This window comes from Kaustia mangrovi, assembly GCF_015482775.1.
Classification (GTDB): Bacteria; Pseudomonadota; Alphaproteobacteria; order Rhizobiales; family Im1; genus Kaustia; species Kaustia mangrovi.
Genome location: NZ_CP058214.1, coordinates 499,779 through 523,860 on the forward strand (window position 1 = coordinate 499,779; position 24,082 = coordinate 523,860).

Genomic DNA, 24,082 nt, shown 5'->3' on the forward strand with positions numbered 1-24,082 from the left:
AACAGCGGCTCGCCGCGCTGCCATCGCAGCCTGACTGCCGGTCGGCCAGAGTGCTTTCAGGAAAAGTGGGTACCACTTTTCCTGTTCGAAAGCACGACAACACAGGGACCTGGAGAGCATTGAGTGAACATGAGTTCACGAAATGCACTCTAAAGCACGATCACGCCGATAATCAGGAAGCACACGCCACCGAGAACGATTGCCGCGATCGGGACCAGCGCGTCTTCCGGTTCGGTATGTCCCGTCCAGTCGTGGTGATCGAATGGACGTGCCATGGACTGCCTCCTTTCGATCTTTGCCGTCCCGTATCCCTTCATATGGGCATCCCGCCGGGCGCGATGAACCCCTTGCCCGCCTGCCCGGGCTATGGCGGGACGGCGCGCGCCGACGGCAAGGATTGCTAATCCGGGCCGATTCGGCGGATGATCCAGGATCAGGACAGGAAAGGGTGCGCATGGCCGCTACGCAATCGACCGCGCAATCCGATGTCGCGGATACGGTTGAAAAGCTGACTGATGTCGACCCCGCCGAGGCGATGCGGCTCGTCGAGGATGCGGGCGACTTCCTGCTCGATTCGGTCTTCACCGTGGCGACCGCCCTCCAGCTCGGCGCGCTGGCGGCGACCTTCGCGATCGCCTCCGTCGCGGCCAAGCCGCTCCGCCGCCGCCTGATCGGCCTCGTTACCCGCAATGTGCGCGGCTACCGCCTCAAACGCTTCGGCGCGGCGGTCGCAAACCTCCTCATGCCAATCCTCTGGCTCGCGCTGCTGTCCGCGCTCATGGCCGCGCTCTCCGCCCTGGCGCACGACACGACGCTCCTGAGGGTCATCACCACACTGGTCAGCGCCTGGATCGTCATCCGCCTGTTCTCCGGCCTCGTCCCGGACACGTTCTGGGCCCGCGCCGTCGCCATCGCCGCCTGGTCGCTCGCGGCTCTCAGCATCGTCGGATGGCTCGGGCCGGCCATCGACCTCCTGGACGGCATCGGCTTCTCCATCGGCGAGGCCCGCCTCACGCTCCTGCTCGCCATCAAGGGGGTGGTGATTGGCGGAGTCCTGCTGTGGGCGGCCTTCGCGCTGTCCTCGCTCCTCCAGCGCCGGCTCGAGCACGCGCCCCATCTGACACCCTCGCTGCGTGTCCTCATCACGCAGATCACGCGCTTCACGCTGCTGCTCTTCGCCACGCTGATCGCGCTCAACACCATCGGCATCGACTTCACCGCGCTTGCCGTCTTCTCCGGCGCGCTCGGCGTCGGCCTGGGCTTCGGCCTGCAGAAGGTGGTGTCCAATTTCGTCAGCGGCATCATCCTGCTGCTCGACCGGTCCATCGAACCCGGCGACGTCTTGGAGATCAGCGGCACCTATGGCCGGGTGACGACGCTCGGCGCGCGCTATACCTCCGTCGTCACACGCGACGGCACGGAATATCTGATCCCCAACGAGCAGTTCATCACCGAGCAGGTGGTCAACTGGGCCTATTCGGACACGCGGGTGCGCCGCCGCGTGCCCATCGGCATCTCCTATTCGAGCGACATGGAGCTCGCCCGCCGGCTCGTCGTCGAGGCCTGCGCGGAGACCTCCCGCGTGATCGACAATCCCAAGCCGGTCTGCCATCTCGTCGGCTTCGGCGACAATGCCGTGGACCTGGAAGCCCGCTTCTGGATTGCCGATCCGGAGAACGGCGTCATCAATGTCACGAGCGACATGCTGCGCGCGGTCTGGCGCAAGTTCCACGAGAACGGCATCGAGTTCCCCTTCCCGCAGCGCGACGTGCATCTGAAGCAGGGCGGGCCGGTCGAGATCGTGATGCGCAAGGGGCAGGCGCCCGGGTGATCTTGCGCATTGAACAGCGCCCATCCCGGCATTAGGGTCCTGCCCATGAGCGCAAAGACAGACACACCCATCCATGTGATCGGCGGCGGCCTTGCCGGCTCCGAAGCCGCCTGGCAGATCGCACGCGCCGGCGTGCCTGCCGTCCTCCACGAGATGCGCCCGCAGCGCATGACGGACGCCCACAAGACGGAAGGCCTCGCCGAGCTGGTCTGCTCCAACTCCTTCCGGTCCGACGATGCCGAAAGCAACGCGGTCGGCGTGCTCCATCAGGAGATGCGCCTGGCCGGCTCGGCGATCATGGCGGCGGCGGACGCCCATCAGGTGCCGGCGGGCGGCGCGCTCGCCGTCGACCGCGACGGCTTCTCCGCCGCCGTGTCGGAACGGCTCGAGGCCCATCCGCTCATCACCGTGGCGCGCGGCGAGGTTCCGGGCCTGCCGCCGGCGGAGTGGGACAGCGTGATCGTCGCCACCGGCCCCCTCACCTCGCCGGCGCTCGGCGAGGCCGTCGCGGAGCTGACCGGCGCGCAGTCGCTCGCCTTCTTCGATGCCATCGCGCCCATCGTCCACAAGGACACGATCGACTTCGGCACGGCGTGGTACCAGTCGCGCTACGACAAGCCGGGTCCCGGCGGCACCGGTGCCGACTACATCAACTGTCCGATGACCCGCGAGCAGTATCACGCCTTCATCGAGGCGCTCATTGCGGGCGAGAAGACGAGCTTCCACGAATGGGAGCAGAACACGCCCTATTTCGACGGCTGCCTACCCATCGAGGTCATGGCCGAGCGCGGCATCGAGACGCTGCGCCACGGGCCGATGAAGCCCATGGGGCTCACCAATGCGCACAAGCCCGACGAGAAGCCCTATGCCGTCGTCCAGCTTCGCCAGGACAATGCGCTCGGCACGCTCTACAACATGGTCGGCTTCCAGACGAAGCTGAAATATGGCGAGCAGGTTCGCATCTTCCGCACCATTCCGGGGCTCGAGCAGGCGGAGTTCGCAAGGCTCGGCGGGTTGCACCGCAACACCTTCCTCGACAGCCCGCGCCTGCTCGACGGGGGCTTGCGGCTCAAGGCCCAGCCGCGCCTCCGGTTCGCCGGCCAGATCACCGGCGTCGAGGGCTATGTGGAAAGCGCGGCCATGGGGCTGCTCGCCGGCCGCTTCGCCGCCGCCGAACGGCTCGGCATGCCTTGCGGGGCGCCGCCTGTGACGACGGCCCACGGCGCGCTGCTCAACCACATTACCGGCGGCCACCTGGCCGGCGCGGAGCCGGGCGGCGGGGCACGCTCCTTCCAGCCCATGAACGTCAATTTCGGGCTCTTTCCGCCGGTCGAGGTTCCGAAGCCCGAGGACGGCACGCGCCTGCGCGGCAAGGACAAGCAGCGCGCCCGCAAGGCCGCCATGAGCCGGCGCGCGCTCGCCGATTTCGAGTCCTGGTTCAGGGGCCTACGGCAGGACGCCGCCGAATAACCTCAGCCGCCCGGCGTGCTCCACAATATCCAGAAGGCCGCGCTGGAGACGACGGCATCGTCGGCACTGACACGGCCGCCGAGCTCGGTGATCACCAGGGCGGCACGCCCTGCGTCGGTCTCGTCCTCGATCATCAGCGGCTCGCCGTCGCCGGTGGAAAGGCGGCGCAGGGACTGCGCCAGATCGAAGGTGAAGGAGAGGCCCTCCGCCGGGCGAACCTCGACCACGCTGTCGGACAGATCGATCGCGGGATAGGGATTGACCGCATCGGCCATGCTTTCCTCGCCCTTGAGCACCCAGTTGCGCCAGCGAATCCTGTGCGGGCCCGACAACATGCCGTATCCGCCAATCGCGCGCGTGACCGGTTTGCTGCTGCGATACCAGACCTCCTTGCTGTCGGGAACGGGCCGCGGCCCGTTGGGGTCGAGACCGAGTGCCGTGCGAATGGCATAGAGGCGCACCGCACCGTCGCGGCCTGCCGTCGCGGGGTTCGGCTCGGTTGCCGCAAACCACGGCCCGAGCCGGTCCAGCGCATCGAGATCGTCCAGGGTGGAGAGAATGGAGTTCGCGCGCCGGGCGGTCTCCTGCGGCATCGGCGCGTTTTCGGCATCGGGACGCACATGACCGTCGACCAGCACGTCCTCCGTCTGGAGCAAGCGCTCAAGCTCCGCGGTCTGGCTTCGCGTGGAGACGGCGACCGCACCCCAGGGGCCGAAGCCGGCAAGCAGGAGCAGAACGGCGAGGCTCGCCGGGACGATCCTGATATCGGCCCGTGCCCGGGCCATGGCGAGATAGAGCGCCAGTGCGATCATCCAGAACGCGAACAGCATCAGCCCGTAGCGCTCCATGGTCACGCCGTATTGCGCCACGCGCAGCCAGACGGCCATGACGAGCAGGCCGACCGGAACCACCATCAGCCCGAACCAGGATCGCAGGAACCAGCGCACGGCCAGCGACCCCGCCTCGCGCCAGGGATAGGCGACGAGATAGCTCGCCGTGCCGATGCCGCCGAAGACCAGGACGAGCCAGCCGATCTCCCCCGTCGGAACCGCGCCCGTCACCGCGATCTTCGCCGCATAGAGGTGCAGGATGACGGCATAGACGAGGATCAGCGGGATGAGCGCGTAGTTGACGAGTGCCGAGATCGCCCGCTCCACGAGCCCCGGCGCGGCGGACAGTTCGAACGGCTCGTCGAACCGGTCGGGGATCAAGGCGAGGAGGAAGAGCGGCCCGACGAGGGCAAAGCCCGTCACCCAGATATGCTCGTGCGCATCGCCGGACAGTTCGATGTCGAACAGTAGTTCCAGGCTCGAGACCAGCAGGGAGGCCCCGCCGCACAGGACCACGATGGCCGCGAGCCCCATGAGCGCGGCAAGCCCGAGCCGGAAGTTGAACAGCCAGTAGCCGCTCGCCGTCACGCCGCGGCGCAGATGGGCCGACGACATGACCGCCAGCACGAGCCCTGCGAGCACGAAGAGCGCGTTGAGGGCCACCACACTGTCCGCGATCCAGACGCAAAGCCCCACGATTGCGGCCATGGCCGCGGCCGCCGCGGCGCCGACGGCGCGCGGCAGGGCACGGCTTTCCGCCCAGAGATGAACGGCCAACGCGGCGAGCATCGCCATGACGGTGCCGAAATAGAGCTGGCCCCGCACCCTGTCGCTGACGGAGACGAGATCGGCAATGTCGAGATTGGCGACAATCGCGAGGGCAAGCGCCAGGGCGCAGACCACGGGAAACCGGATGGCGACGTCGCGCCGCCGGGTCAGTGCCTCTCGGATGGCGTCCTTGAATGAGCGCATGACGGGGTCTCCTCGCTCCGGGGCTTCCTCAACCGGAGCGTGTTCGTCAGAACCGCTCCCGCATCGCGCATCGCCATAGACGCCACTGGCGGCGAAACTGAGGCACGTCGCGCACAGTCTTCAACATGCCGGGACCGGCGGACGCCCGCAGCCTGGCAAGATAGAGATCCACCAGCGCAACGGGAAGGAAGGCCGGCAGGACGGCGCGCGGCACGGACCGCGACAGCCCGCGCGCTTCTTCGAGACGCCGGCCTGCGACATCGCGCAGTTCGCCGAGGACGGCCGCGAGCTCCTCGCTCCAGCGGCCGGACAGCACATGGGCCGGCGCGATCCCGTGCGCGGCAAGCATATCCGCCGGCAGAAAGCACTGGCCGCGCGCGCGATGGACGGGCAGCGCGCGCATGAGCCCGGCAAGGCCGTAGGCGACGCCGGCAAGGCCCGCCGCCTCCGCCGCAGCGCCGGCCTCATCGCCGGCGAGGATCCACGCGGCCATCTGGATCAGCGACGAGGACGTCTCGCCGAGATAGCCTTCCAGATCGTTGAGGGTGGGCATGGGATCGTCGTAGAGGTCGAACCGGCGCGCCTCGATCAGGTTCTCAAGCCCTTGCCGCGACAGGCGCCCCGCCCGCGCCGGCGCGTCGAGCCCCTGCAGGACGGGGTGGTCGCCGGCCTCGCCGGAGAACAGCATCTCCAGTTCGCCACGCCACCATTCCAGGCGCATCTCGCCGAGCGTCGGCTCGCTCACCTGTTCGCGGATACGAGCGATTTCCACGTTGAAGGCGTAGAGCGCCATGAGGTCCGCGCGCCGGTCGTCCGGGGCGAACAGGGCGGACAGGAAGCGGTCCTTGTCGGCCCCGCGCACGAGATCGAAGCAATAACGCTGCGCCTCCTGCGCCGTTCCGCCGGACCGCGTGGCCGTGTCGTCGCTCACGGCTCGTCGACCGCGATCAGGGCGGCCGCCACGTCGCGCTCTTCCGCGAGGAGGACATTATAGGTGCGCGCCGCGGCCCCCGTGCTCATGGGTTCCACGACGATGCCGTGCTCGGAGAAGGCCTGGCGCAGCGCCGCCCCGGGCGGAACGAGATCGGCGCCGCAGCCCAGAAGCAGGACGGAGATCGCCTCCGCCTCGCCGAAGACGCGGGCAAAGCTCTCCGCCGTCATCTCGCCGGCATCGGCGACGGGCCAGCCATAGACGCCGCTCGGCAGCAGGAGCAGCGAGCCGCGATGGGACATGTCGGCAAACCGGAAGCCGCCATTTCCATAGGCATCGATGGGAGCGCGGCCCGGATAGAACGCTTGATCCGTCATCACCCCATCCAGTTGGGCATGCAAGGCCCGTCCCGCAAGCCGGCCTCCGGTCAGTTGCCGGATGCGCCTTCCTGAGGCTTGGCCTGGCCGGCCGCCTGGCTCCAGTCCCGCTTCACGCCGAGCAGCATCAGGAGCGGCGAGGCCACGAAGATCGACGAATAGGTGCCCACGACGACGCCCCAGATCATCGCGAAGGTGAACCCGCGGATCACCTCGCCGCCGAAGGTATAGAGCGCAAGCAGCGCAAGCAGCGTGGTGAGGGAGGTCAGCGTCGTGCGCGACAGCGTCTCGTTGATGGACAGGTCGAGCAGCTCCGAGATCGGCTTCTGCTTGTATTTCCGCAGATTCTCGCGAATCCGGTCATAGACCACGACCGTGTCGTTCAGCGAGTAGCCGACAATGGTCAGCAGCGCGGCGATGATCGACAGGTTGAATTCGAGCTGGAGTGCGCAGAACACGCCGATGGTCAGCACGACGTCGTGGACGAGCGCCAGAACCGAGCCCACGGCGAACTGCCATTCGAAGCGGAACCAGATATAGATCAGCACCGCGGCGACCGCGGCGAGCACGGCGATGGTGCCCTGCCAGGCGAGTTCGCTGGAGACCTTCGGGCCGATCACCTCCACCCGCCGGTAGGTCACCTCCGAGCCCAGCGCCTGCTTGACCGTCTCTATGGCACCCTGCTGGGCCTCCTCGCCGCCGGGCTGCTCCTCGATCCGGATCAGCACGTCATTGGGCTCGCCGAACTCCTGGATCTCCAGGCTGCCAAGACCGAGACCGCCGAGCTTGGAGCGGATCCCGCCGATATCGGCCGGCCCCTGCGTCTGGATCTCCACCAGCGTTCCGCCGCGGAAGTCGATGCCGTAATTGAGCCCGACCGCGAGGAAGAGCGCGATGGAGACGAGGATGCCGGCGCCCGACAGCATGTAAGCCAGGCGCGAAACGCGCATGAACGGGATGTGGGTATCGTCCGGAATGAATCGCATCAGCCGCATCTGGGTGCTTCCTTACGCCCCTAGAGGGGGATTTCCTTGGGCCTGGCGCTGCTCACCCACCAGGCGACGAGGAGCCTCGTGAAGACGAAGGCCGTGAAGACCGACGTCATGATGCCGAGGCCGAGCGTCACCGAGAAGCCCCGGATCGGCCCGGAGCCCAGGCCGAACAGGATGACCGCCACGATCAGCGTGGTGATGTTGGCGTCGAGGATGGTGGCAAGCGCGCGCCTGAAGCCCGCATCGATCGCGTTGATCGGCGATCGCCCGAGCCGCGATTCCTCGCGGATGCGCTCGAAGATCAGCACATTGGCGTCGACCGCCATGCCGATGGTCAGCACGATGCCCGCTATGCCCGGCAGGGTGAGCGTCGCCTGCAGGAACGACAGGAGTCCGAGCAGCAGGACGAGGTTCACCGCCAGCGCCGCATTGGCGAGGATGCCGAAGAACCCGTAGGCGAGCAGCATGAAGACCGCCACGGCAAGCACGGCAATGACGGCCGCCGTCTCGCCCGCCGCGATGGAATCGGCGCCGAGGCTCGGGCCCACCGTGCGCTCCTGCACGATGACGAGCTTGGCTGGCAATGCGCCGGAGCGCAGCACGATGGCGAGGTCGTTGGCCTCCTGCACCGTGAAATTGCCGCTGATCTGGCCCGTGCCGCCCAGAATCGGCTCGCGGATCACCGGCGCGGAAATCACCTCGTCGTCGAGCACGATGGCGAAGGGCCGCCCGACATTGGCCTGCGTCAGCCGCCCGAAACGTGTCGCGCCGCGCTGGTCGAAGCGGAAGGAGACGATGGGCTCGTTGGTGCGCTGATCGAAGCCCGGCTGGGCATCCACCAGATCCTCGCCGTCGACCGTTGCCCGGCTTGAGGTCTGCACGAAATAGGGCGTCCTCGGCTCGTCGCGCGAATAGAGGAGTTCGCAGCCCGGCGGCGTGCGCGACGGTTGGGCGCTGTCTGGCTGGCTCTCGCACAGCAGCCTGAACTGCAGCTTCGCCGTGGTGCGCAGAAGCTCCTTCAGCCGGGCCGGATCCTCAAGCCCCGGCACCTGCACGACGATGCGGTCGATGCCCTGGCGCAGGATGCTCGGCTCCGTCGTGCCGAGCGCGTCGATACGCCGGCGCACGACCTCGATGGATTGCTGCACCGCGCGCGAGATCTTCGCCTCGAGCCCCTCATCGGTCAGCCGTGCGGTGATCTGCTGGCCGTCCCCCGTCACGTCGAGATCCTGGCCCCCGCCGGCCTGGCCCATGAAGCCGGTCGAGATCGGCTGGGAGAGATCGCGGATCTTGGCGACGGCATTGTCCACGTCGCCGGCCTCGCGGATGCGCACCGTCACCGACTGGCCGCTGCGGTTGAGCCCGACATAGCCGATGCGCTCGTCGCGCAGGGTCTGGCGGATATCGCCCTGGAGCTGCTTGGTGAGCTGGTCGACCAGGTTCTCCCGGTCGACCTCCAGCAGCACATGGGAGCCGCCGCGCAGGTCGAGGCCCAGATTGACCGTCTTGGAGGGCAGCCAGTCGGGCAGCGACGACCGCACGCTCTGGGGCAGGACATTCGGCATCGCCATCAAGAGGCCGAGCCCGATCACGGCGATGATCAGGGCCACCTTCCATTTCGCGAAATAGAGCATCGAGCGTTCCGTATCTGCGCAAAAGGCTTCCGGGGCGGACGGGACCGGCGAGGCTTTACTCGGACGTCTCGTCCTTGGCCGGCTCGCCCTTGGCGCGGACCTCCGACACCATGCTCTTCACCGCACGGATACGGACATTCTCGGCCACCTCGACCTGGATCTCCTTGTCGTCGATCACCTTGGTGACCTTGCCGACGAGCCCGCCGCCGGTGACGACCGTATCGCCGCGCCGGATATTGTTGACCATCTCCTGATGCTGCTTCACGCGCTTCTGCTGCGGCCGGATGAGCAGGAAGTAGAAGATGACGAAGATCAGGACGAGCGGAAGGAGAGAGATCAGGAAATCGCCCTGACCGCCGCCTGCTGCCTGCGCGTAGGCTGGAGTGATGAACATGAAGGAAGCTCCCGGGTTGCGCCGCGACGTACGGTGGAAGCGCAGACGGTGTCTGAAGCCTGCCCGTACTTGTTGAAACTGCGCGGAATATAGCCATCAACGAACCGTTTGCAACCGAACCCTTTGCCGCTGCCCCAGATTCTCCACGCGCATCCGCCAGCTTGCGCCGATGGGGGCGGTGGGGCTATTGAGACGGTCGCGTTACATGAGGCCCCGTCAAGAACACCGGAAGATCCCGCCATGACCCTCTCAAGCGACGAGTCGGTGCTCGACCGTCTGGACCGGATCGCCCGCGCGCTCGAGCGCCTGTCCCCGCCCGCGCCCCGCGAGACCGACATCGATGCCGCGGAGGCCTTCGTCTGGCACGCCCGCGACCGCTGGCTGCAGCCGGTGGAGCGCGTCAACCGCATCGACATGTCGCTCCTGAAGGGCGTCGAGCGGGTCCGCGATACGCTCCTTGAGAACACCGAGCGCTTCGCCACCGGCCTGCCCGCCAACAACGCCCTGCTGTGGGGCGCGCGCGGCATGGGCAAGAGCTCGCTCGTCAAGGCGACCCACGGCGCCGTCAACGCCCGGGTGGGCGGCACGCTGAAGCTGGTGGAGATCCACCGCGAGGACATCGAGAGCCTGCCCGACCTCATGGGGCTGGTACGCGCCCACGAGACGTCCCGCTTCATCGTCTATTGCGACGATCTCTCCTTCGACCAGGACGACACCTCCTACAAGTCGCTCAAGGCCGCGCTCGAGGGCGGCATCGAGGGGCGGCCGGAGAACATGATCTTCTACGCGACCTCCAACCGCCGCCACCTCCTGCCGCGCGACATGATGGAAAACGAGCGCTCCACCGCGATCAATCCGTCGGAAGCGGTGCAGGAGAAGGTCTCGCTGTCGGATCGCTTCGGCCTCTGGCTCGGCTTCCACAACTGCGCGCAGAGCGAGTTCCTCGACATGGTCTTCTCCTATGCGGAACATTTCGGGCTGGAGGCCGACCCCGACACCCTGAAGGCGGAGGCCATCGAATGGGCCGCCACGCGCGGCTCGCGCTCCGGCCGCGTCGCCTGGCAGTTCATCCAGGACCTTGCGGGCCGACAGGGCGTCAGGATCGGCTGAGGCCCGCCCCGGCAAAGGCGGGACGGGCGGTCCGTCTCGAGTCGGGTGCCGCCCGGTCCGGGACGACAAAAACCGATCTAGGCGAGCTTCGCCTCCAGCGCCTGCCATTCCTCCAGGCTGGCGCCGAAGGGAATCATGACATGGGTGCGATAGGCCTCGTGCCCGGTGAGAGCCTCGTACCAGCGCTCCAGATTCGGCAGCGACGGCCGCTCTATGGGCAGGGTGAAATAGCGGTAGGCCGTCGCGCCGAGCGGCACATCGCCGAAGGTCAGCCGCTCGCCGCCGAGAAAGGCCGCCTCGCCGAGCCGCTCGTCGGCGATGGCCAGGAGCCGGCCGAGCTTGTCGATGGCGGGCTTCAGCGCCTCCATGTCCTGCTTGGCCTTCGGCGTGCGCGCAATGCCCCAGAAGACCGCCGTGATCGGCGGCCCGATGACAGTCTGGGCCCATTCCATCCACTGGTCGGCACGGGCCCGCTCCGCAGGGTCCTCCGGCCACAACGCCCCGGCCCCGTAGCGCGCCGCGAGATAGCGCACGATGGCGTTCGATTCGAAGATCGCGATGTCGCCGTCGCGCACCGTCGGCACGAGCCCCATCGGGTTCATGGCCCTGTACTCCGCCGTGTCGGTCCCGCCGAACGATCCGCCGACATTGCGGTGCTCGTGATCGAGCCCGAGCTCGCCGACCGTCCACATGACCTTCTGGACATTGGTCGAATTCCGCCGTCCCCATATCGTAAGCATCCCGATACGCCTCCGCTTCTTGCCGCGCCCGACCCCGTCAGCCGTGGCCCCTGTGATAGCTGTGCTTGCGCGACAATACGCCCCGGACAGCCTCTTCGTCGAACGGTTCGCCGAGGAACGAGAACAGCCCGTGCAGCCTGTCATTGACGGCCACCACATCCTCATAGCCGATCAGATAGGCATTGCCGTCAGCTTCCGCGATAGTTGAGAATTTACTCGTAAGCCCCTTTATTTCGTCGGGATTTCTGCTTTTTCCGAAATTCTTCTCCATGCTCCGGGCAACATCGTCCGCATTGCGCGTGTTGAAGATGACCGCACTGTCGGGATAGAGCGTCCGGAGAAAGTCGAGCTTGGCGTCGATATTCTCCAGGCCGTAGCGGATCTCCTTGAAGCCGAATGTGCGCACCCTGTCCCGGGGGACGTCGCCGAACAGGACCGTTTCCAGGGTCGAGCGCAAGGCCGGCGCAATGATGTCGGACGTGAAGAACTCGCTGCCATACCAGGCGTTCTCCGGCCCGGTCGGTCCGTCCCTGTGATAGGCGGTGAGCCCCTTGTGGATCGCGAGCAGCCGGCCGAGAAGATTGTTGTTCTCGCCGCGCACTAGATAGCCCGGAATGCTGTTCAACACACCCTGGAGCAGGGTCGATCCGGACCGGCCATAGGTCACGATGAAGACAGTGCTGTATTTCGAAGCGTTCATGGCAAAGCCCCCTGCCCGGACATGCATGGCGCCCCCGGCCCCGGGGCGCCGCCCGCCATCCTATGCGACCGGTGTGACGATCGTCGACACTACAGGCCCTGCAGCAAGGGCCCGGCCCCGCCCGCGACCCGATGGAAAGCCGACACAGGCTGGCGGGTGAATGTGCAGACGAAAAGGCCGGCCTGCCTCTCTCTGGCAGACCGCCCTCCTGTCGGGGACAATCCCCGTCTTGCGCAATTCGCCGCGAACCCTGCGGGGATCAGTTGCCCGCCAGATTCGCCGAACCGAGATGCTGCATCGGGTCGACGGCCTGCGCGCCCTTGCGGATCTCGAAATGGAGCTGCGGGCTCGTCACCGAGCCGGACTGGCCGGCCTTGGCGATGATGTCGCCGCGCTTGACCATGTCGCCGCGGCTGACCAGAAGCTCCTCATTATGGGCATAGGCCGTGACCCAGCCGTCGGAATGGCGGATCAGGACCAGATTGCCATAGCCCTTGAGCTCGTTGCCCGCATAGGCCACAACGCCGTTCTCCGCGGCGCGCACGCTCGTGCCGGCCGGCACCGAGATGTTGATGCCGTCATTGCGCGAGCCGTTCGCCTTGGGTCCGTATTGCGAGATGACGCGCCCCTTGACCGGCCAGCGGAAATTGGAGGATGTGCGCGCTTCCGGCGACGGCAGAGACGCGCTCTTGCCCGAGCTCGTGGACGACGACGCGGCATTGCCCTGCGTCGAGGTCGCGCCCGTCACGCGGTCGCCCTTGCCGGAGGTGCCCACGCTCGCGTCCGTCGCGGTCTGGGAGGCGCTGGCGACCTTGTTGGCCGTGCCCGCCTTGCCCGTGTCCTTGGAGGCCAGATTGGTCGAGCCCGCACCCGGTATGCGCACCTTCTCGCCGACCTTGAGCTGATGGGACATGCCGAAGCCGTTGAGCGAGGCGATCTCGCCGGGCGACACGCTGTAGCTCCGCCCCAGGCTGTAAAGCGTCTCGCCGGGGCGCACCGTATGGGTACCGCCGGAGGCGCTGAGCGACTGGCCGGCCTTCGCCGACGCGTTGGTCGCCTCCGCGCGCACCTGCTGGCCCGCACTCGTATTGGCGGCATAGCGCGTCCCGCCGCCGGAGCCCGACGGAATGGAGATGCGCTGCCCGGCCTTGAGGTGATAGGGCGGCGCGAGCCCGTTGGCGGCGACCACGTCCTGCACGCTCACGCCGTTCTCGCGGGCAATGCTGTAGAGCGTCTGCCCCTGGCTCACGACGACGGTGCGGCTGCCCTGCCCGGCGGCAGAGGCCGTATTGGAATAGGATTGCCCGCTCGTTCCGGAGTTCGCCTGATAGCCGCCCGAGGGTCCCCCTGACGAATAGGACGCTCCGGACTGGACATTGCTCGACGGCTGTCCGGCCGAGGCATAGGTGTTTCCACCGGAATTCGCAGGCGGCACCGGCGAACTGTAGACACTGTCATTGCTGGCCGTGCTCGCATTGCCCGTCGAACCCGTGATCGGACCGAACCGGTCGGCCGAGCTCGAACAGGCCGCGACCAGCCCCGCCAGGGCCACGGCACCGGCAAGACGGGCCAAGCGTTGTGCCCTTACTGTGCTTGAGGCGACGTCACGCATACCCACACTCCCAAAACTCACATTCCGCAAAGAGAATGCGCGGTTTGGGTTAAAGAGGGTTTAAGGGCCTGAAATCGAATATTTTCCCTGTTATCGCGCGACGCTGCATGCTGCCCGACGACACGCCAGGATTCAGATGTCGCGGGCCGTCAGCGCGATCATGGAGACCAGATAGACGCCCGTCACCGTCAGCGCCGGAATGATGAGCGCCGGGTAGCCGAAGGCATAGATGGCCAGCCCCCAGAACACGACGATGTTGATGCAGAAGAAAACCTTCTCCGAATCGTCGCCATACCAGGCGCTCCGCAGCATCCATCCGATGAGTGGAATGGCAAAGATGATCTTGCTCAATGTGGTCATGGTCGTCCTGTCTTGGTCGCGAAGTTCCGGTAACGGGGACACGGTTCCCCTGCCCGGCCTGCCTGCGATCCTCCCTGGAATGGCCTAGCCATCCTTGGCGACGCCCTCGACCAGCGGCACGAAGCGGACCGGCAGGAGCGTCTCGCGGGTTATCCCGTCATCTGTGCGCACGATGCGCTGAAGCTCCTGCTCGCCGGGCGCGATCTCCACGGGCAGGACCATGATGCCGCCGATCTGGAGCTGGTCGACGAGGTCCTGGGGCACGCCGCGCGCCGCCGCGGTGACGATGATACGGTCGAAGGGCGCCTGGGCCGGCCAGCCCTTCGCCCCGTCGCCGAGCATGGTCACGACATTGTTGAGCTTCAGCGTCTTGAAGCGCTTCTCCGCCTCGCGCAGGAGCTGGCGGTAGCGCTCGATGGTGTAGACCCGCCGCGCGAGGTGCGCGAGGATCGCCGTCTGGTAGCCCGAGCCGGTGCCGATCTCCAGCACCTTCATCCGGTCGGTGAGCCGGAGGCTCTGCGTCATGAAGGCGACGATGAAGGGCTGGCTGATGGTCTGCCCGCAGGCGATCGGCAGCGCCTGGTCGGCATAGGTCTGGTCCGCGAAGGCCTCCGGCACGAACAGCGCGCGCGGCACCGTCTCGATGGCCTCCAGCACGTTCGTGTCGCGGATGCCCTGATTGCGCAGATGCATCAGGAGCTGGATGCCGCGCTTGTCGCCGCCATCGCCTCTTCCGGCCCTGGCCGGGCTCATCACTGCCTTCGACGGTGACTTCCACATGGCCGTTGCGGTCCGTCAGATCGTGTCCTCGGCGGCCACGGTCCGGCGCAGGGCCTCCATGGCTTCGAGCTGGGTCAGGTTCATATGCAGCGGCGTGACCGAGATTCGATTCTCGTAGACCGCCCTCAGGTCGGTTCCCGCCGCCGGATTGCTGCTCTCGCGCCTGAAGCCCAGCCAGTAATAGGCGTTGCCCCGGGCATCGACGCGCTCGTCCACCAGAAGCAGGTTCTGGTCGCGCTTGCCCTGCCGCGTGATCTCCGTTCCGGCGACCTCGTCTGGCGCGCAGTCGGGAAAGTTGATGTTGATGAGCACGCCGGGGCCCAGCCGGGCGGCGAACAGGTCGCGCACGAGGCCGGCGCCGTGCCATTCCGCCGTCTCGAAGCGCACCTCGCGCCCGCCGGAGATGCCGTAGGTCTGGCTGAGCGCCATGGACGGAATGCCGAGCGCCACACCCTCCATGGCCGCCGCGATGGTGCCCGAATAAGTCACGTCGTCGGCGAGGTTCTGGCCGCGATTGACGCCGGACAGGACGAGGTCCGGCGGCCGGTCGAGGACGCGCTTGACCGCCATCACCACGCAGTCCGTCGGCGTGCCGCGCACCGCGAAGCGCCGCTCGCCCATCTCGCGCAGCCTGAGCGGATCGGCAAGGGTGAGCGAGTGCGACGCACCGCTCTGCTCGCCCTCCGGCGCCACCACCCAGACATCGGGCGACAGGGCGCGTGCGATCGTCTCCAGGCTCTTCAGGCCCGGCGCGTGGATGCCGTCGTCATTGGTGACGAGGATGCGGGCGGGGTCGCCCCCCGGACCGCGGAGCGGATCGTCAATCATCGGCCCTTATGACCTCCAGCCCGCCCATATAGGGTTTCAGAACCTCCGGCACCGTCACCGAGCCGTCCTCGTTCTGGTAGTTCTCCAGAACCGCGACGAGCGCGCGTCCGACGGCGACGCCGGAACCGTTCAGCGTGTGCACGAAGCGCGTGCCCTTGCCGTCCGCGGGGCGGTAGCGGGCATTCATGCGCCGTGCCTGGAAATCGCTGCACACCGAGCAGGACGAGATCTCGCGATAGGTGTCCTGCCCCGGCAGCCAGACCTCGATATCGTATGTCTTGCGGGAGGAAAAGCCCAGATCGCCCGTGCAAAGCGTGACGACGCGGTACGGCAGGCCGAGGCGCTTCAGCACCTCCTCCGCACAGGCCGTCTTGCGCTCCAGCTCCTCAAGCGAGGCCTCCGGCGTCGTGACGGAGACGAGCTCCACCTTGGAGAACTGGTGCTGGCGGATCATGCCGCGCGTGTCGCGCCCGGCCGCCCCCGCCTCCGCGCGGAAGCACGGGGTGAAGGCCGCCACGCGCATGGGCAGCGCCGCCTCGTCCAGAATGTCCTCGCGCGCCAGATTGGTCAGCGGCACCTCGGCGGTAGGGATAAGCCACAGACGTTCAAAAGCGCTCGAATTGAGAACTTTGTTCAATGAATCCGAAAAACTCAACCCCTCTCCGCCATAAGACATCGAGTGCACAATTGTATTTGCAAAGGTTTTAGACATAAATTCTGAAAAATTACTCTCATCTTCCAAAAATTTATCTAATTCCTCTCTCGCTATTATTTTCTCTCTAGCGAGTTCATTATTTGTGTTTTGATAAATAAAATCCCCAAACGGACCGGCAAAAGCAGCAGGATCCACCTTTGCGCGCAACAGTTTCGTATCAAATTGATCATCAGCGAACTTCGGAAGTTGGCCGGTGCCGAACATCACGTCGTCGCGCACGAGAAGCGGCGGGGCGGTCTCGGTGTAGCCGTGCTCGCTCGTATGGAGGTCGAGCATGAAGGCGCCGAGCGCGCGCTCCAGACGCGCGAGCGCGCCCCTCAGCACGACGAAGCGGGATCCGGAGAGCTTCGCCGCGGTCTCGAAGTCCATGAGACCGAGCCCCTCGCCCAGCTCGAAATGCTGCTTCGGCGCGAAGCCGAGCTTGCGCGGCTCGCCGACGCGGCGCAGCTCCACATTGGCCGTCTCGTCGGGCCCGTCGGGCACGTCGTCGAGCGGCAGGTTCGGGATGCCGCTCAGGGTCTCGTGGAGCTCGTCCTCTACCTCGCGCTGCGCGGCCTCGTCCTCCGGCATCTTCTCCTTGATCGCGGAGACCTCCGCCATGAGCGCGCTCGCGCGCGCCTCGTCGCCCGAGGCCTTGGCCTTGCCGATCTCCTTCGATGCGGAATTGCGCCGCTCCTGCATGGCCTGCAGGCGCGCGGTGATCTCCCGGCGTTTCTCGTCGAGCGCGATCAGCGCGCCCGCCATCGGCTTAAGCCCGCGCCGGGCGAGCCCCGCGTCGAACGCATCGGGATTATCGCGAATCCATCGGATATCGTGCATGGAAACAAGGACCTTCACGCGAAAACAGATGAGGGGCGCCCATTCGCGCCCCCGTGTATACGTCGCGCCCGCGCCGGGCGTCCAGAGCCTAGAGCGGCTTGTCTCCCGCCGAACCTGAGACAAGTTGCTCCAGGTCCTCGGGGCGCGACCGGCCTCTTCGCCCCTTCGCGGGGGAATGACCGGGGCGAAACGCGGCCGCCGGAGGCGCGGCGGACCGGCGGATTATTCCGCCTTTCCGCCCTTGCCGCCGTCGTCGCCCTTGCCGTCGCCATCCCCGTCGTCGTCCGGGCCGTCGGTCTCGTCCTCGTCATCCTCGGCGGCGCGTGCGGCCTCCTCCTCCGCCCGGCGCTTCTCCACCATGCGCACCGACAGGATGGACAGCTCGTAGAGGAGCAGCGTCGGCAGGGCGAGGCCCGTCTGGGTGAAGGGGTCGGGCGGCGTCAGGAAGGCCGCCAGCGCGAAGACGATCACGATGGCGTATTTGCGCTTTTCCTTCAGCCAGTCGGAGCTGATGAGGCCGACGCGGGCTAGAAGCGTGAGCAGCACGGGCAACTGGAAGCAGGCGCCGAAGGCGAGGATCAGCGTCATGGTGAGGCCGAGATACTCGCTCACCCGCGGCAGGAGCTCGATGATCGCGCGCCCGTCCTCGCCGGTCTGCTGGAAGCTCGCGAAGAATTTGAGCGCCAGCGGCATGACCAGGAAGAAGACGAGCGACGCCCCGGCGATAAACAGGATGGGCGTCGCCAGCAGGAAGGGCAGGAACGCGCCGCGCTCGTTCTTGTAGAGCCCCGGCGCGACGAACATGTAGAGCTGCGAGGCGATCACCGGAAAGGCGAGGAATATGCCGCCGAACAGGCCGATCTTGAGCTGGGTGAAGAAATATTCCTGCGGCGCGGTGTAGATCAGGCGCAGTTCGTGCGCATCCCCGACCGCCCATTTGTAGGGCCACACCAGGATATTGAAGATGTCGGTGGCGAAATAGAAACAGAACAGGAAGGCGAGGCCGAAGCCGATCATCGACTTGATGAGCCGCGAGCGCAGCTCGATCAGGTGCTCGATCAGCGGCGCCTGCGTCGCTTCGATATCCTCCTGGCTCATGCCGGGATTGCTCCTCACGAGCGCGACGACGCGGCGACGTCGGTCTCGGGTTTGGCCGCCTTGCCCTTCCCGGCTGCGGGCTTGGCCTTGGCCGCGCCCGTGCCCGTCGTCTTGGCGGTCTTCGTCTTGGATCCCGTCTTCCCGGCGGACGCTGCCGCGCCCTTCGTGCGCGCCTTGCCCTTCGGCGCGGCCTTGGCCTTGGAGGTGCCGGATGCCTTCGCCGTACGGGCGGGCTTTGCGGTCTGCTCCGTCTTGGCCGTGGCGGTCGAACCGTCGGACGCGGTGGCGGCTCCGTTACCCGCCTTCGCCTTGCCGGCCGCATCGGTCGACGCCTTCGACGGCTCGCCGGACGTCTCGATGTCGCGCTTCAGCTTGTCGCCCTCATCCGCGATCGAGCCGACCGCCTTCTTCACCTGATTGGCGGGCGAATAGCTTTTCACGTCGGAGATGCCTCGGCGCACCTCGTCCAGGCCGGACTCGCGGGCCGCCTGTTCGAACTGGTTCTGGAAGTCGCGCGCCATGGACCGCATCTTGCCCACGAAGCGGCCGAAATTGCGCAGCATCCCCGGCAGGTCCTTCGGACCCACCACGATGATGGCAATGATCGCGATGACCAGAAGTTCCGTTCCACCAATGTCGAACATGGCCGTCGGGCTGTCCCTCTAGCGACGGATACGAACGGCGCCCGGAGCTTGCCGCGGCGCGCGTCTCTCAGGAAAACGGGCCCGAACTCAGCCCTTGGCCTTCGACTTGGCCGTATCCTTCGAGGCATCGGCGGTGTCGGACGCCTCGTGCTCGATCGTCTTGACCGTGTCGTCGGTTTTGTCCGGCGTCTCCTCGCCGTCCTCCTGGATACCCTTCTTGAAGCTCTTGATGCCGCGCGCAACGTCGCCCATCAGATCAGAGATCTTGTTGCGTCCGAACAACAGAACGAGAAGGACGACAACGATCAGAATTTGCAGCCAACTGGGGGCCATAGGCCTCTACTCCTCAACCACTTTCTCAGCTCAGCGGGGCAGGGTTTTCCATGACCCTCCCCCTCGTCTCGCGCGCATTATCGCGGAATCGTATCATCGCCGCAACAAAGCCTTGAGATACGCGTCATGCCGGAACGGAACGGGCCGGCGCTTCGGCTTGCGGAAAGACGAAGACATGCTCCCGCTCCACGGTCACGCTGACCGTCTCGCCGGCGGCCGGTATCTTCGCACCGCGCATCCGCGCCGTGACAGGCTCCTCCATGCCTTCCAGCAACAGGGTAACAAGGCTCGCATCGCCAAGGAAGCGAACATTCGTCACATAGCCGGCATGGCCCTCGCGCGCCGCGGTGAGCCTTATGCCCTGCGGCCGAATGAGCACGAGAACCTCCGCACCGGACTCGAGCCCGGCAGGCGCGGAAAACCGCCCGAGCGGCGTCATGACCGCGCCGCGCTGCACGCGGGCCTCGAGCTCGTTGAAATCGCTGAAGAAGCGCGCCGCGTCGGCGTCCACCGGTTGGCGGTACAGCGCCTCGGGCGTACCGAGCTGGACGAGGCGGCCGCGGCGCATGAGCGCGATCCGGTCGGCCATGCGCATGGCCTCGACGGGGTCGTGGGTCACGAGCAGCGCGCTCGAGCGCGTCTCCTTCAGCAGCGCCAGCGTCTCGTCGCGCACGCTGTCGCGCAGGCGCTGGTCGAGCCCGGAGAACGGCTCGTCCATCAGGAGGACGCCCGGGCGCGGCACGATGGCGCGGGCAAGCGCCACGCGCTGCTGCTCGCCGCCGGAGAGCGCGTGGGGATAGGCCTCGGCGAACGCGTCGAGCCCCACGCGCCGCAACGCGTTGTGCGCCTCCGTGGCAGCCGCCTGCCGCGCCATGCCCTTCAGGCCGAAGGCCACATTCTCCAGAATGGTGAGATGGGGAAACAGCGCGTAGTCCTGGAACATCAGGCCGACGCCGCGCCGCTCCGGCGGCACGAACCGGCGCTCGTCGGTGACCGGCTCGCCGTCGAGCAGCACGCGGCCCGCCTGCGGCCGCTCCAGCCCCGCCGCGATGCGCAGGAGCGTGGTCTTGCCGCAGCCCGACGGCCCGAGCAGGCACATGATCTCGCCCGGCGCCAGCTCCAGCGACACGTCGCTGACCGCCTCGACATCCTGATAGCTGTGGGTGACGTGCTCGTATGACAGGCGCGCGGCGAAGGTCGCAGCGGCGGTGCCGCGCGGTCCCCATTGTCCCGGCTGGTCAGGCAGGCTCGTCGTCGTCATTGCGTTCCGGTGTATAGCAGAATGCCTGCGCGGCGCATCGCCTGAAATGATGCGCCGCATCGCCGCTGGCGGTCCTTCGCGCCGTCACCGCATGCCCGTGAGCCCCGGCAGCGGCGCTCAGCGCCCGTCGATACCGTCCGGCATGTGCATCTCCAGCGCCGGCTCCTCGCTCGCCTCCGTCTCCGGCTCGTCCTGGCCGGAGAAGAGATCGTCCTCCTCGCGGCCCTGTCCGGGCATCATATAGTCGTCCGGAAGGCTCGAATCGAGGAGGCCGGCCCCCTTCAGCTCGCGCATGCCCGGCAGATCGGCCACGCTGTCGAGCCCGAAATGCTCCAGGAACGCGTCGGTGGTGCCATAGGTGACGGGCCGGCCCGGGGTCCGCCGGCGGCCGCGCATGCGGATCCAGCCCATCTCCAGAAGCGCGTCGAGCGTGCCCTTCGAGGTCGACACGCCGCGCACCTCCTCGATCTCCGCGCGGGTGACCGGCTGATGATAGGCGATGATGGAGAGCGTCTCGAGCGCGGCCTTGGACAGGCGCTTCTGCTCCACCGCCTCGTGGCGCAGGAGGTAGCGGAGGTCGTCGGCGGTACGGAACGCCCACCGGCCCGCGACCTTCACCAGATTGACGCCGCGCGCCTCGTAGGCCCCCTGCAGCTCGCCGAGCAGGCTCGCCACGTCGGACCCCTCGGGCAGGCAGGCCCCGAGCTCGTCTTCGGACAGGGGCCGGAGGCGGCGAAGAGCAACGCCTCGACCACGCGCAGCTGGTGCGCCCGGTCGGCACGCGGATGGATCGCCACATTGTCCGGCAGCGCACCCGCGCCGGGACCCCCCGCCTGTCCCGGCCCGTGCGCCGGGCGAAAACCGTTGCTCATCGCTCGTGCCTCTCTTTGTCCGGCGACGCCGCCCCGGCCTCCGCCGCCGGCGCATCGGCCCTGCGGCGCAGATAGATCGGTGCGAACGCCTTGTCCTGGCGTATCTCGACCAGCCCCTCCCGCGCCATTTCAAGCGTCGCGCCGAGGCTGCTGGCAAGCACCGTCGCGCGCGTCTCCGGCGTGGAGAGATAGTCCATGAGGAAGCTGTCGAGCCGGCCCCAGTCGCCGAGCTTGCCCATCAGCCGCTCAAGCGATTCCCGGGCTTCCTTCAGCGACCAGACCACACGGCGGTGCACCGTGTACTGCTTGTGGGCCATGGCGCGCTGGCGGCGCTCCGCATAGGCCTTGATGAGATCGAACAGCGTATCCTCGTGCTCGGTGCGTGTCTCCACGACGACCGGTTCGGGCATTCCGCGCGCGAACACCTCGCGGCCGAGCTGCGGGCGCGCCATGAGCTGCTCGGCGGCATCGCGCATCGCCTGGAGGCGCTGGAGCCTGAAGGCCAGCCGCGCGGCGAGCTCCTCCGCCGCCGGCTCCTCCTCCGGTTCCGGATCCGGCAGCAGCAGCCGCGACTTCAGATAGGCAAGCCACGCCGCCATCACCAGATAGTCGGCCGCAAGCTCGATGCGCATGCGGCGCATGGCGGAGATGAAGGCGAGATACTGCTCGGCAAGCTGGAGAACGGATATGCGCGCCAGATCGACCTTCTGGTCGCGCGCCAGCGACAGGAGCAGGTCGAGCGGCCCCTCGAAACCGTCCACATCGACGATCAGCGCCCGGTCGCCGTCCTCGACCGGCGTGTCGTCCCCGCGCCGCGGCGGGGTCTCGCCATCCGGCCAGGGCGCGTCCTCGGGCCTTTGCGCTGCCGGGTTCATCGCTCCATCGCCATTCTCGCCATCGGTCCGGCCACCGAAATGCCCGGGAGCCGCCGCCGACTGTACGGAAATTTAACGGTCGATTTTAGACTGATTCGCCGTTCAGCATCGCCAGATCGGCCAAAGCCTCGGCGTTATCCCAAGCTTTCGGCGCGGAAAGCCTGGCAAGCGCGCGCTCCGCGCGGTCGAGCGCCCGGCCCTTGAGCGGGCCGGCGGCAGCGGCGACCTCCTGCATCTCAGACAGCTCGCCATTGCAGTGCAGAACGATGTCGCAGCCCGCGCCGAGCGCGTCGCGGGTCCGCTCGGCGAGCGTTCCGCTCAGCGCCTTCATGCTCAGATCGTCGGACATGAGCAGCCCGTCGAACCCGATCTCGCCGCGGATCACCGCCTTGACGATGGCGGAGGAACATGTGGCTGGCCTGTCCCGGTCGAGCGCGGTGTAGACCACATGGGCCGTCATGGCGAGCGGCATGTCGTTGAGCGCCCGGAACGGCGCGAAATCCACCGCGCGCAGCGCGCTCGCGGGAGCATCGACCACAGGCAGGGACAGATGGCTGTCCGCGCCGGCGCGCCCGTGACCGGGGATATGCTTGACGACGGGCAGGACGCCGCCGTCCAGCATGCCCTCGCACACCGCGCGGCCAAGGGCGGCCACACGGACCGGATCGTCCCCATAGGCCCGGTCGCCGATCACGTCGTGGCCGTCCGGGTCGCGCACGTCGAGAACCGGCACGCAATCGACCGTGATGCCGAGTGCCGAGAGATCGCCGGCCATGAGCCGCGCCAGCCGGTAGGCCGTCGCCGCGGCCTTGCGCGGATCGGCCTCGTAGAGCGCCCCGATCGCCTCTGCCGGAGGATAGGCGCGCCAGTCCGGCGGCCCGATGCGCTGCACCCGCCCGCCTTCCTGATCGATCAGCACGGGCGCGTCCTCGCGCCCCACACAGGCCCGGTAATCGGCGACCAGAGCGGAAACCTGCCCCGCCGTGACGCAATTGCGCGCAAAGAGAATGAGCCCCCACGGATCGGTCTCGCGGAAGAAGGCGCGCTCGTCATCCGTCAGCTCGGGGCCGGCGCAACCGCTGATGAAGGCTGAGATGGTCATCGAATGTCCCTCCCCCCGAGATCGGAGGCCGGCTACTGGCTGCGCACCAGGCAATCCTTCTCGCCCGACGCGATCAGCGCTGTGCACAGGCGCGACGCCGTCTCGCGCGAGGCGACCGGCCCGATCCGCAGCCGGTAGAACGTACCGCGCGAGCCCAGATCGGCCTTCTGGATCAGCGGATTGTAATTGCCGAGAAGGTCGGGATAGCGTTGCCGCAGGCGGGAGAATTCGGCACTCGCATCGGCCTCGTTGCGATAGGAGGCCATCTGAATCACATAAGCGCCGGAGGCGGCGCTGCTGGTCGTCGTCGAGGGCGATGGGGCGGTCGGGGGCGCCACGGCCTGCGGGGGTTCGCGAGCGGCCTGCTGTTGCTGCTGCCCCTGAAGATTGGTGGTCTCGCTTGCACTGTTGATCGCCCCGCCCGGCCTGTTCACGCCGGGCTCGTCGACGAAGGGATCGTTGGCGGAGGCGATATTGCTTGCCCGCGAGACCTGCCCGGGCTCCGGCGCGGCGGGCGCACTTGCCTCCGGTGCCAGCGAAACCGGCCCGCTCTGGCCATCGGCGCTCGCCGACCGGCTCGCGGTCGCCGGCTTGGGTTTGGGAACGGGCGGCGGATTCGTCAGGGTCGATGCGGTCGCTGCCTGCGCGGTATTGCCGGAGGCCTGCGCCTGCTCCCCGGCCGATGCCGTCTGCGTCCCGCTCCCGGACGTGCCGGCATCCAGCTCTCCCGGCGCCGGCGGAGTCGAGGAGGCCCCGCTCGCCGCCGTCGGTTCCGCCACGGTGGCGCTGGAGGCGCTTGTGC

24 protein-coding genes and 1 pseudogene are annotated in these 24,082 nt (G+C 67.4%); 3 read left to right on the forward strand and 22 right to left on the reverse strand.

Annotation, left to right across the window (positions count from 1 at the left end; all coding sequences use genetic code 11):
- Positions 1-149: 149 nt before the first annotated feature.
- Entirely contained in the window at positions 150-275 is a 126-nt protein-coding gene (locus tag HW532_RS22320; RefSeq protein ID WP_281397148.1) for a hypothetical protein, read from the reverse strand.
- A 179-nt stretch (positions 276-454) separates the two neighbouring features.
- Between HW532_RS22320 and HW532_RS02360 the strand changes: the two genes are divergently transcribed.
- Both HW532_RS02360 and trmFO read left to right on the forward strand, forming a co-directional pair.
- Positions 455-1,831, forward strand: coding sequence for a mechanosensitive ion channel family protein (locus tag HW532_RS02360; protein WP_213162886.1), 1,377 nt, complete (start codon positions 455-457; stop codon positions 1,829-1,831).
- 45 nt (positions 1,832-1,876) lie between these two features.
- The gene (gene trmFO / locus HW532_RS02365) at positions 1,877-3,301 is read left to right on the forward strand and encodes a methylenetetrahydrofolate--tRNA-(uracil(54)-C(5))-methyltransferase (FADH(2)-oxidizing) TrmFO (protein WP_213162887.1); all 1,425 of its coding nucleotides are present in this window, start codon (positions 1,877-1,879) and stop codon (positions 3,299-3,301) included.
- Positions 3,302-3,303: 2 nt separating this feature from the next.
- On the opposite strand, the gene HW532_RS02370 is transcribed toward trmFO, so the two are convergent.
- The 6 genes from HW532_RS02370 to yajC are packed head-to-tail and all read right to left on the reverse strand — an operon-like array spanning position 3,304 to position 9,431.
- Positions 3,304-5,103, reverse strand: coding sequence for a DUF4153 domain-containing protein (locus tag HW532_RS02370; protein ID WP_213162888.1), 1,800 nt, complete (start codon positions 5,101-5,103; stop codon positions 3,304-3,306).
- A 46-nt stretch (positions 5,104-5,149) separates the two neighbouring features.
- The gene (locus tag HW532_RS02375; protein WP_213162889.1) at positions 5,150-6,034 is read right to left on the reverse strand and encodes a phytoene/squalene synthase family protein; all 885 of its coding nucleotides are present in this window, start codon (positions 6,032-6,034) and stop codon (positions 5,150-5,152) included.
- A complete protein-coding gene (locus HW532_RS02380) occupies positions 6,031-6,411 on the reverse strand; it encodes an Mth938-like domain-containing protein (protein WP_213162890.1) in 381 nt (126 codons plus the stop codon). The genes HW532_RS02375 and HW532_RS02380 overlap by 4 nt, the downstream gene beginning before the upstream one ends.
- A 50-nt stretch (positions 6,412-6,461) precedes the next feature.
- Entirely contained in the window at positions 6,462-7,406 is a 945-nt protein-coding gene (gene secF, locus HW532_RS02385) for a protein translocase subunit SecF (RefSeq protein ID WP_213162891.1), read from the reverse strand.
- Positions 7,407-7,426: 20 nt separating this feature from the next.
- Positions 7,427-9,037: a protein translocase subunit SecD gene (gene secD, locus HW532_RS02390; RefSeq protein ID WP_213162892.1), complete on the reverse strand. Its 1,611-nt coding sequence runs from the start codon at positions 9,035-9,037 to the stop codon at positions 7,427-7,429.
- 55 nt (positions 9,038-9,092) lie between these two features.
- On the reverse strand, positions 9,093-9,431 hold the full coding sequence (gene yajC, locus HW532_RS02395; RefSeq protein ID WP_213162893.1) for a preprotein translocase subunit YajC: 339 nt from the start codon (positions 9,429-9,431) through the stop codon (positions 9,093-9,095).
- Positions 9,432-9,671: 240 nt separating this feature from the next.
- Here yajC and HW532_RS02400 point away from each other — a divergent pair, with 240 nt between their 5' ends.
- Complete coding sequence (locus HW532_RS02400) at positions 9,672-10,541, forward strand: ATP-binding protein (RefSeq protein ID WP_213162894.1); 870 nt, start codon at positions 9,672-9,674, stop codon at positions 10,539-10,541.
- Between the two features lie 77 nt (positions 10,542-10,618).
- On the opposite strand, the gene HW532_RS02405 is transcribed toward HW532_RS02400, so the two are convergent.
- The 15 genes and pseudogenes from HW532_RS02405 to HW532_RS02475 form a co-directional block, all read right to left on the reverse strand.
- Positions 10,619-11,281 carry a glutathione S-transferase family protein gene (locus HW532_RS02405; protein WP_213162895.1) on the reverse strand — a complete coding sequence of 221 codons (663 nt, stop codon included), beginning with the start codon at positions 11,279-11,281 and terminating at the stop codon, positions 10,619-10,621.
- 37 nt (positions 11,282-11,318) lie between these two features.
- Positions 11,319-11,981, reverse strand: coding sequence for a sulfotransferase (locus tag HW532_RS02410; protein ID WP_213162896.1), 663 nt, complete (start codon positions 11,979-11,981; stop codon positions 11,319-11,321).
- Between the two features lie 259 nt (positions 11,982-12,240).
- The gene (locus HW532_RS02415) at positions 12,241-13,554 is read right to left on the reverse strand and encodes a LysM peptidoglycan-binding domain-containing M23 family metallopeptidase (RefSeq protein ID WP_213162897.1); all 1,314 of its coding nucleotides are present in this window, start codon (positions 13,552-13,554) and stop codon (positions 12,241-12,243) included.
- 171 nt (positions 13,555-13,725) lie between these two features.
- A complete protein-coding gene (locus HW532_RS02420) occupies positions 13,726-13,953 on the reverse strand; it encodes a hypothetical protein (RefSeq protein WP_213162898.1) in 228 nt (75 codons plus the stop codon).
- 84 nt (positions 13,954-14,037) lie between these two features.
- Positions 14,038-14,706, reverse strand: a complete 669-nt coding sequence (locus tag HW532_RS02425) for a protein-L-isoaspartate(D-aspartate) O-methyltransferase (protein ID WP_213162899.1) — start codon at positions 14,704-14,706, stop codon at positions 14,038-14,040.
- Between the two features lie 42 nt (positions 14,707-14,748).
- Positions 14,749-15,561: a 5'/3'-nucleotidase SurE gene (gene surE / locus HW532_RS02430; RefSeq protein WP_213162900.1), complete on the reverse strand. Its 813-nt coding sequence runs from the start codon at positions 15,559-15,561 to the stop codon at positions 14,749-14,751.
- Positions 15,554-17,095 (reverse strand): serine--tRNA ligase, encoded by a 1,542-nt coding sequence (serS, locus tag HW532_RS02435; RefSeq protein WP_213162901.1) that lies wholly within the window; start codon positions 17,093-17,095, stop codon positions 15,554-15,556. Before serS ends, surE begins: the two co-directional genes overlap by 8 nt.
- Before the next feature lie 222 nt (positions 17,096-17,317).
- A complete protein-coding gene (tatC, locus tag HW532_RS02440; RefSeq protein ID WP_213162902.1) occupies positions 17,318-18,193 on the reverse strand; it encodes a twin-arginine translocase subunit TatC in 876 nt (291 codons plus the stop codon).
- Between the two features lie 14 nt (positions 18,194-18,207).
- Complete coding sequence (gene tatB, locus HW532_RS02445) at positions 18,208-18,837, reverse strand: Sec-independent protein translocase protein TatB (RefSeq protein WP_213162903.1); 630 nt, start codon at positions 18,835-18,837, stop codon at positions 18,208-18,210.
- A gap of 87 nt (positions 18,838-18,924) precedes the next feature.
- Positions 18,925-19,170 (reverse strand): twin-arginine translocase TatA/TatE family subunit, encoded by a 246-nt coding sequence (locus HW532_RS02450; protein ID WP_213162904.1) that lies wholly within the window; start codon positions 19,168-19,170, stop codon positions 18,925-18,927.
- A gap of 124 nt (positions 19,171-19,294) precedes the next feature.
- Positions 19,295-20,431, reverse strand: coding sequence for an ABC transporter ATP-binding protein (locus tag HW532_RS02455; RefSeq protein ID WP_213162905.1), 1,137 nt, complete (start codon positions 20,429-20,431; stop codon positions 19,295-19,297).
- Between the two features lie 117 nt (positions 20,432-20,548).
- Positions 20,549-21,303, reverse strand: a pseudogene (gene scpB / locus HW532_RS02460) (SMC-Scp complex subunit ScpB).
- On the reverse strand, positions 21,300-22,178 hold the full coding sequence (locus tag HW532_RS02465; protein ID WP_213162906.1) for a segregation and condensation protein A: 879 nt from the start codon (positions 22,176-22,178) through the stop codon (positions 21,300-21,302). Before HW532_RS02465 ends, scpB begins: the two are co-directional and overlap by 4 nt.
- A gap of 85 nt (positions 22,179-22,263) precedes the next feature.
- Entirely contained in the window at positions 22,264-23,280 is a 1,017-nt protein-coding gene (nagZ, locus tag HW532_RS02470) for a beta-N-acetylhexosaminidase (protein ID WP_213162907.1), read from the reverse strand.
- 32 nt (positions 23,281-23,312) lie between these two features.
- Positions 23,313-24,059, reverse strand: a complete 747-nt coding sequence (locus tag HW532_RS02475; RefSeq protein ID WP_213162908.1) for an SPOR domain-containing protein — start codon at positions 24,057-24,059, stop codon at positions 23,313-23,315.
- Between the last annotated feature and the right edge of the window lie 23 nt (positions 24,060-24,082).

Excerpts from the sequence above, each read along its gene's own strand:
- HW532_RS02420 (WP_213162898.1), bottom strand. The coding sequence starts at position 13,953 with ATGACCACATTGAGCAAGATCATCTTTGCCATTCCACTCATCGGATGG.
- trmFO (WP_213162887.1), top strand. The coding sequence starts at position 1,877 with ATGAGCGCAAAGACAGACACACCCATCCATGTGATCGGCGGCGGCCTT.
- HW532_RS02450 (WP_213162904.1), bottom strand. The coding sequence starts at position 19,170 with ATGGCCCCCAGTTGGCTGCAAATTCTGATCGTTGTCGTCCTTCTCGTT.
- yajC (WP_213162893.1), bottom strand. The coding sequence starts at position 9,431 with ATGTTCATCACTCCAGCCTACGCGCAGGCAGCAGGCGGCGGTCAGGGC.
- HW532_RS02455 (WP_213162905.1), bottom strand. The coding sequence starts at position 20,431 with ATGACGACGACGAGCCTGCCTGACCAGCCGGGACAATGGGGACCGCGC.
- HW532_RS02360 (WP_213162886.1), top strand. The coding sequence starts at position 455 with ATGGCCGCTACGCAATCGACCGCGCAATCCGATGTCGCGGATACGGTT.
- surE (WP_213162900.1), bottom strand. The coding sequence starts at position 15,561 with ATGATTGACGATCCGCTCCGCGGTCCGGGGGGCGACCCCGCCCGCATC.
- HW532_RS02465 (WP_213162906.1), bottom strand. The coding sequence starts at position 22,178 with ATGAACCCGGCAGCGCAAAGGCCCGAGGACGCGCCCTGGCCGGATGGC.
- HW532_RS02370 (WP_213162888.1), bottom strand. The coding sequence starts at position 5,103 with ATGCGCTCATTCAAGGACGCCATCCGAGAGGCACTGACCCGGCGGCGC.
- nagZ (WP_213162907.1), bottom strand. The coding sequence starts at position 23,280 with ATGACCATCTCAGCCTTCATCAGCGGTTGCGCCGGCCCCGAGCTGACG.
- secF (WP_213162891.1), bottom strand. The coding sequence starts at position 7,406 with ATGCGGCTGATGCGATTCATTCCGGACGATACCCACATCCCGTTCATG.
- HW532_RS02410 (WP_213162896.1), bottom strand. The coding sequence starts at position 11,981 with ATGAACGCTTCGAAATACAGCACTGTCTTCATCGTGACCTATGGCCGG.
- serS (WP_213162901.1), bottom strand. The coding sequence starts at position 17,095 with ATGCACGATATCCGATGGATTCGCGATAATCCCGATGCGTTCGACGCG.
- HW532_RS02405 (WP_213162895.1), bottom strand. The coding sequence starts at position 11,281 with ATGCTTACGATATGGGGACGGCGGAATTCGACCAATGTCCAGAAGGTC.
- HW532_RS02380 (WP_213162890.1), bottom strand. The coding sequence starts at position 6,411 with ATGACGGATCAAGCGTTCTATCCGGGCCGCGCTCCCATCGATGCCTAT.
- HW532_RS02400 (WP_213162894.1), top strand. The coding sequence starts at position 9,672 with ATGACCCTCTCAAGCGACGAGTCGGTGCTCGACCGTCTGGACCGGATC.
- HW532_RS22320 (WP_281397148.1), bottom strand. The coding sequence starts at position 275 with ATGGCACGTCCATTCGATCACCACGACTGGACGGGACATACCGAACCG.
- tatB (WP_213162903.1), bottom strand. The coding sequence starts at position 18,837 with ATGTTCGACATTGGTGGAACGGAACTTCTGGTCATCGCGATCATTGCC.
- tatC (WP_213162902.1), bottom strand. The coding sequence starts at position 18,193 with ATGAGCCAGGAGGATATCGAAGCGACGCAGGCGCCGCTGATCGAGCAC.
- secD (WP_213162892.1), bottom strand. The coding sequence starts at position 9,037 with ATGCTCTATTTCGCGAAATGGAAGGTGGCCCTGATCATCGCCGTGATC.
- HW532_RS02425 (WP_213162899.1), bottom strand. The coding sequence starts at position 14,706 with ATGAGCCCGGCCAGGGCCGGAAGAGGCGATGGCGGCGACAAGCGCGGC.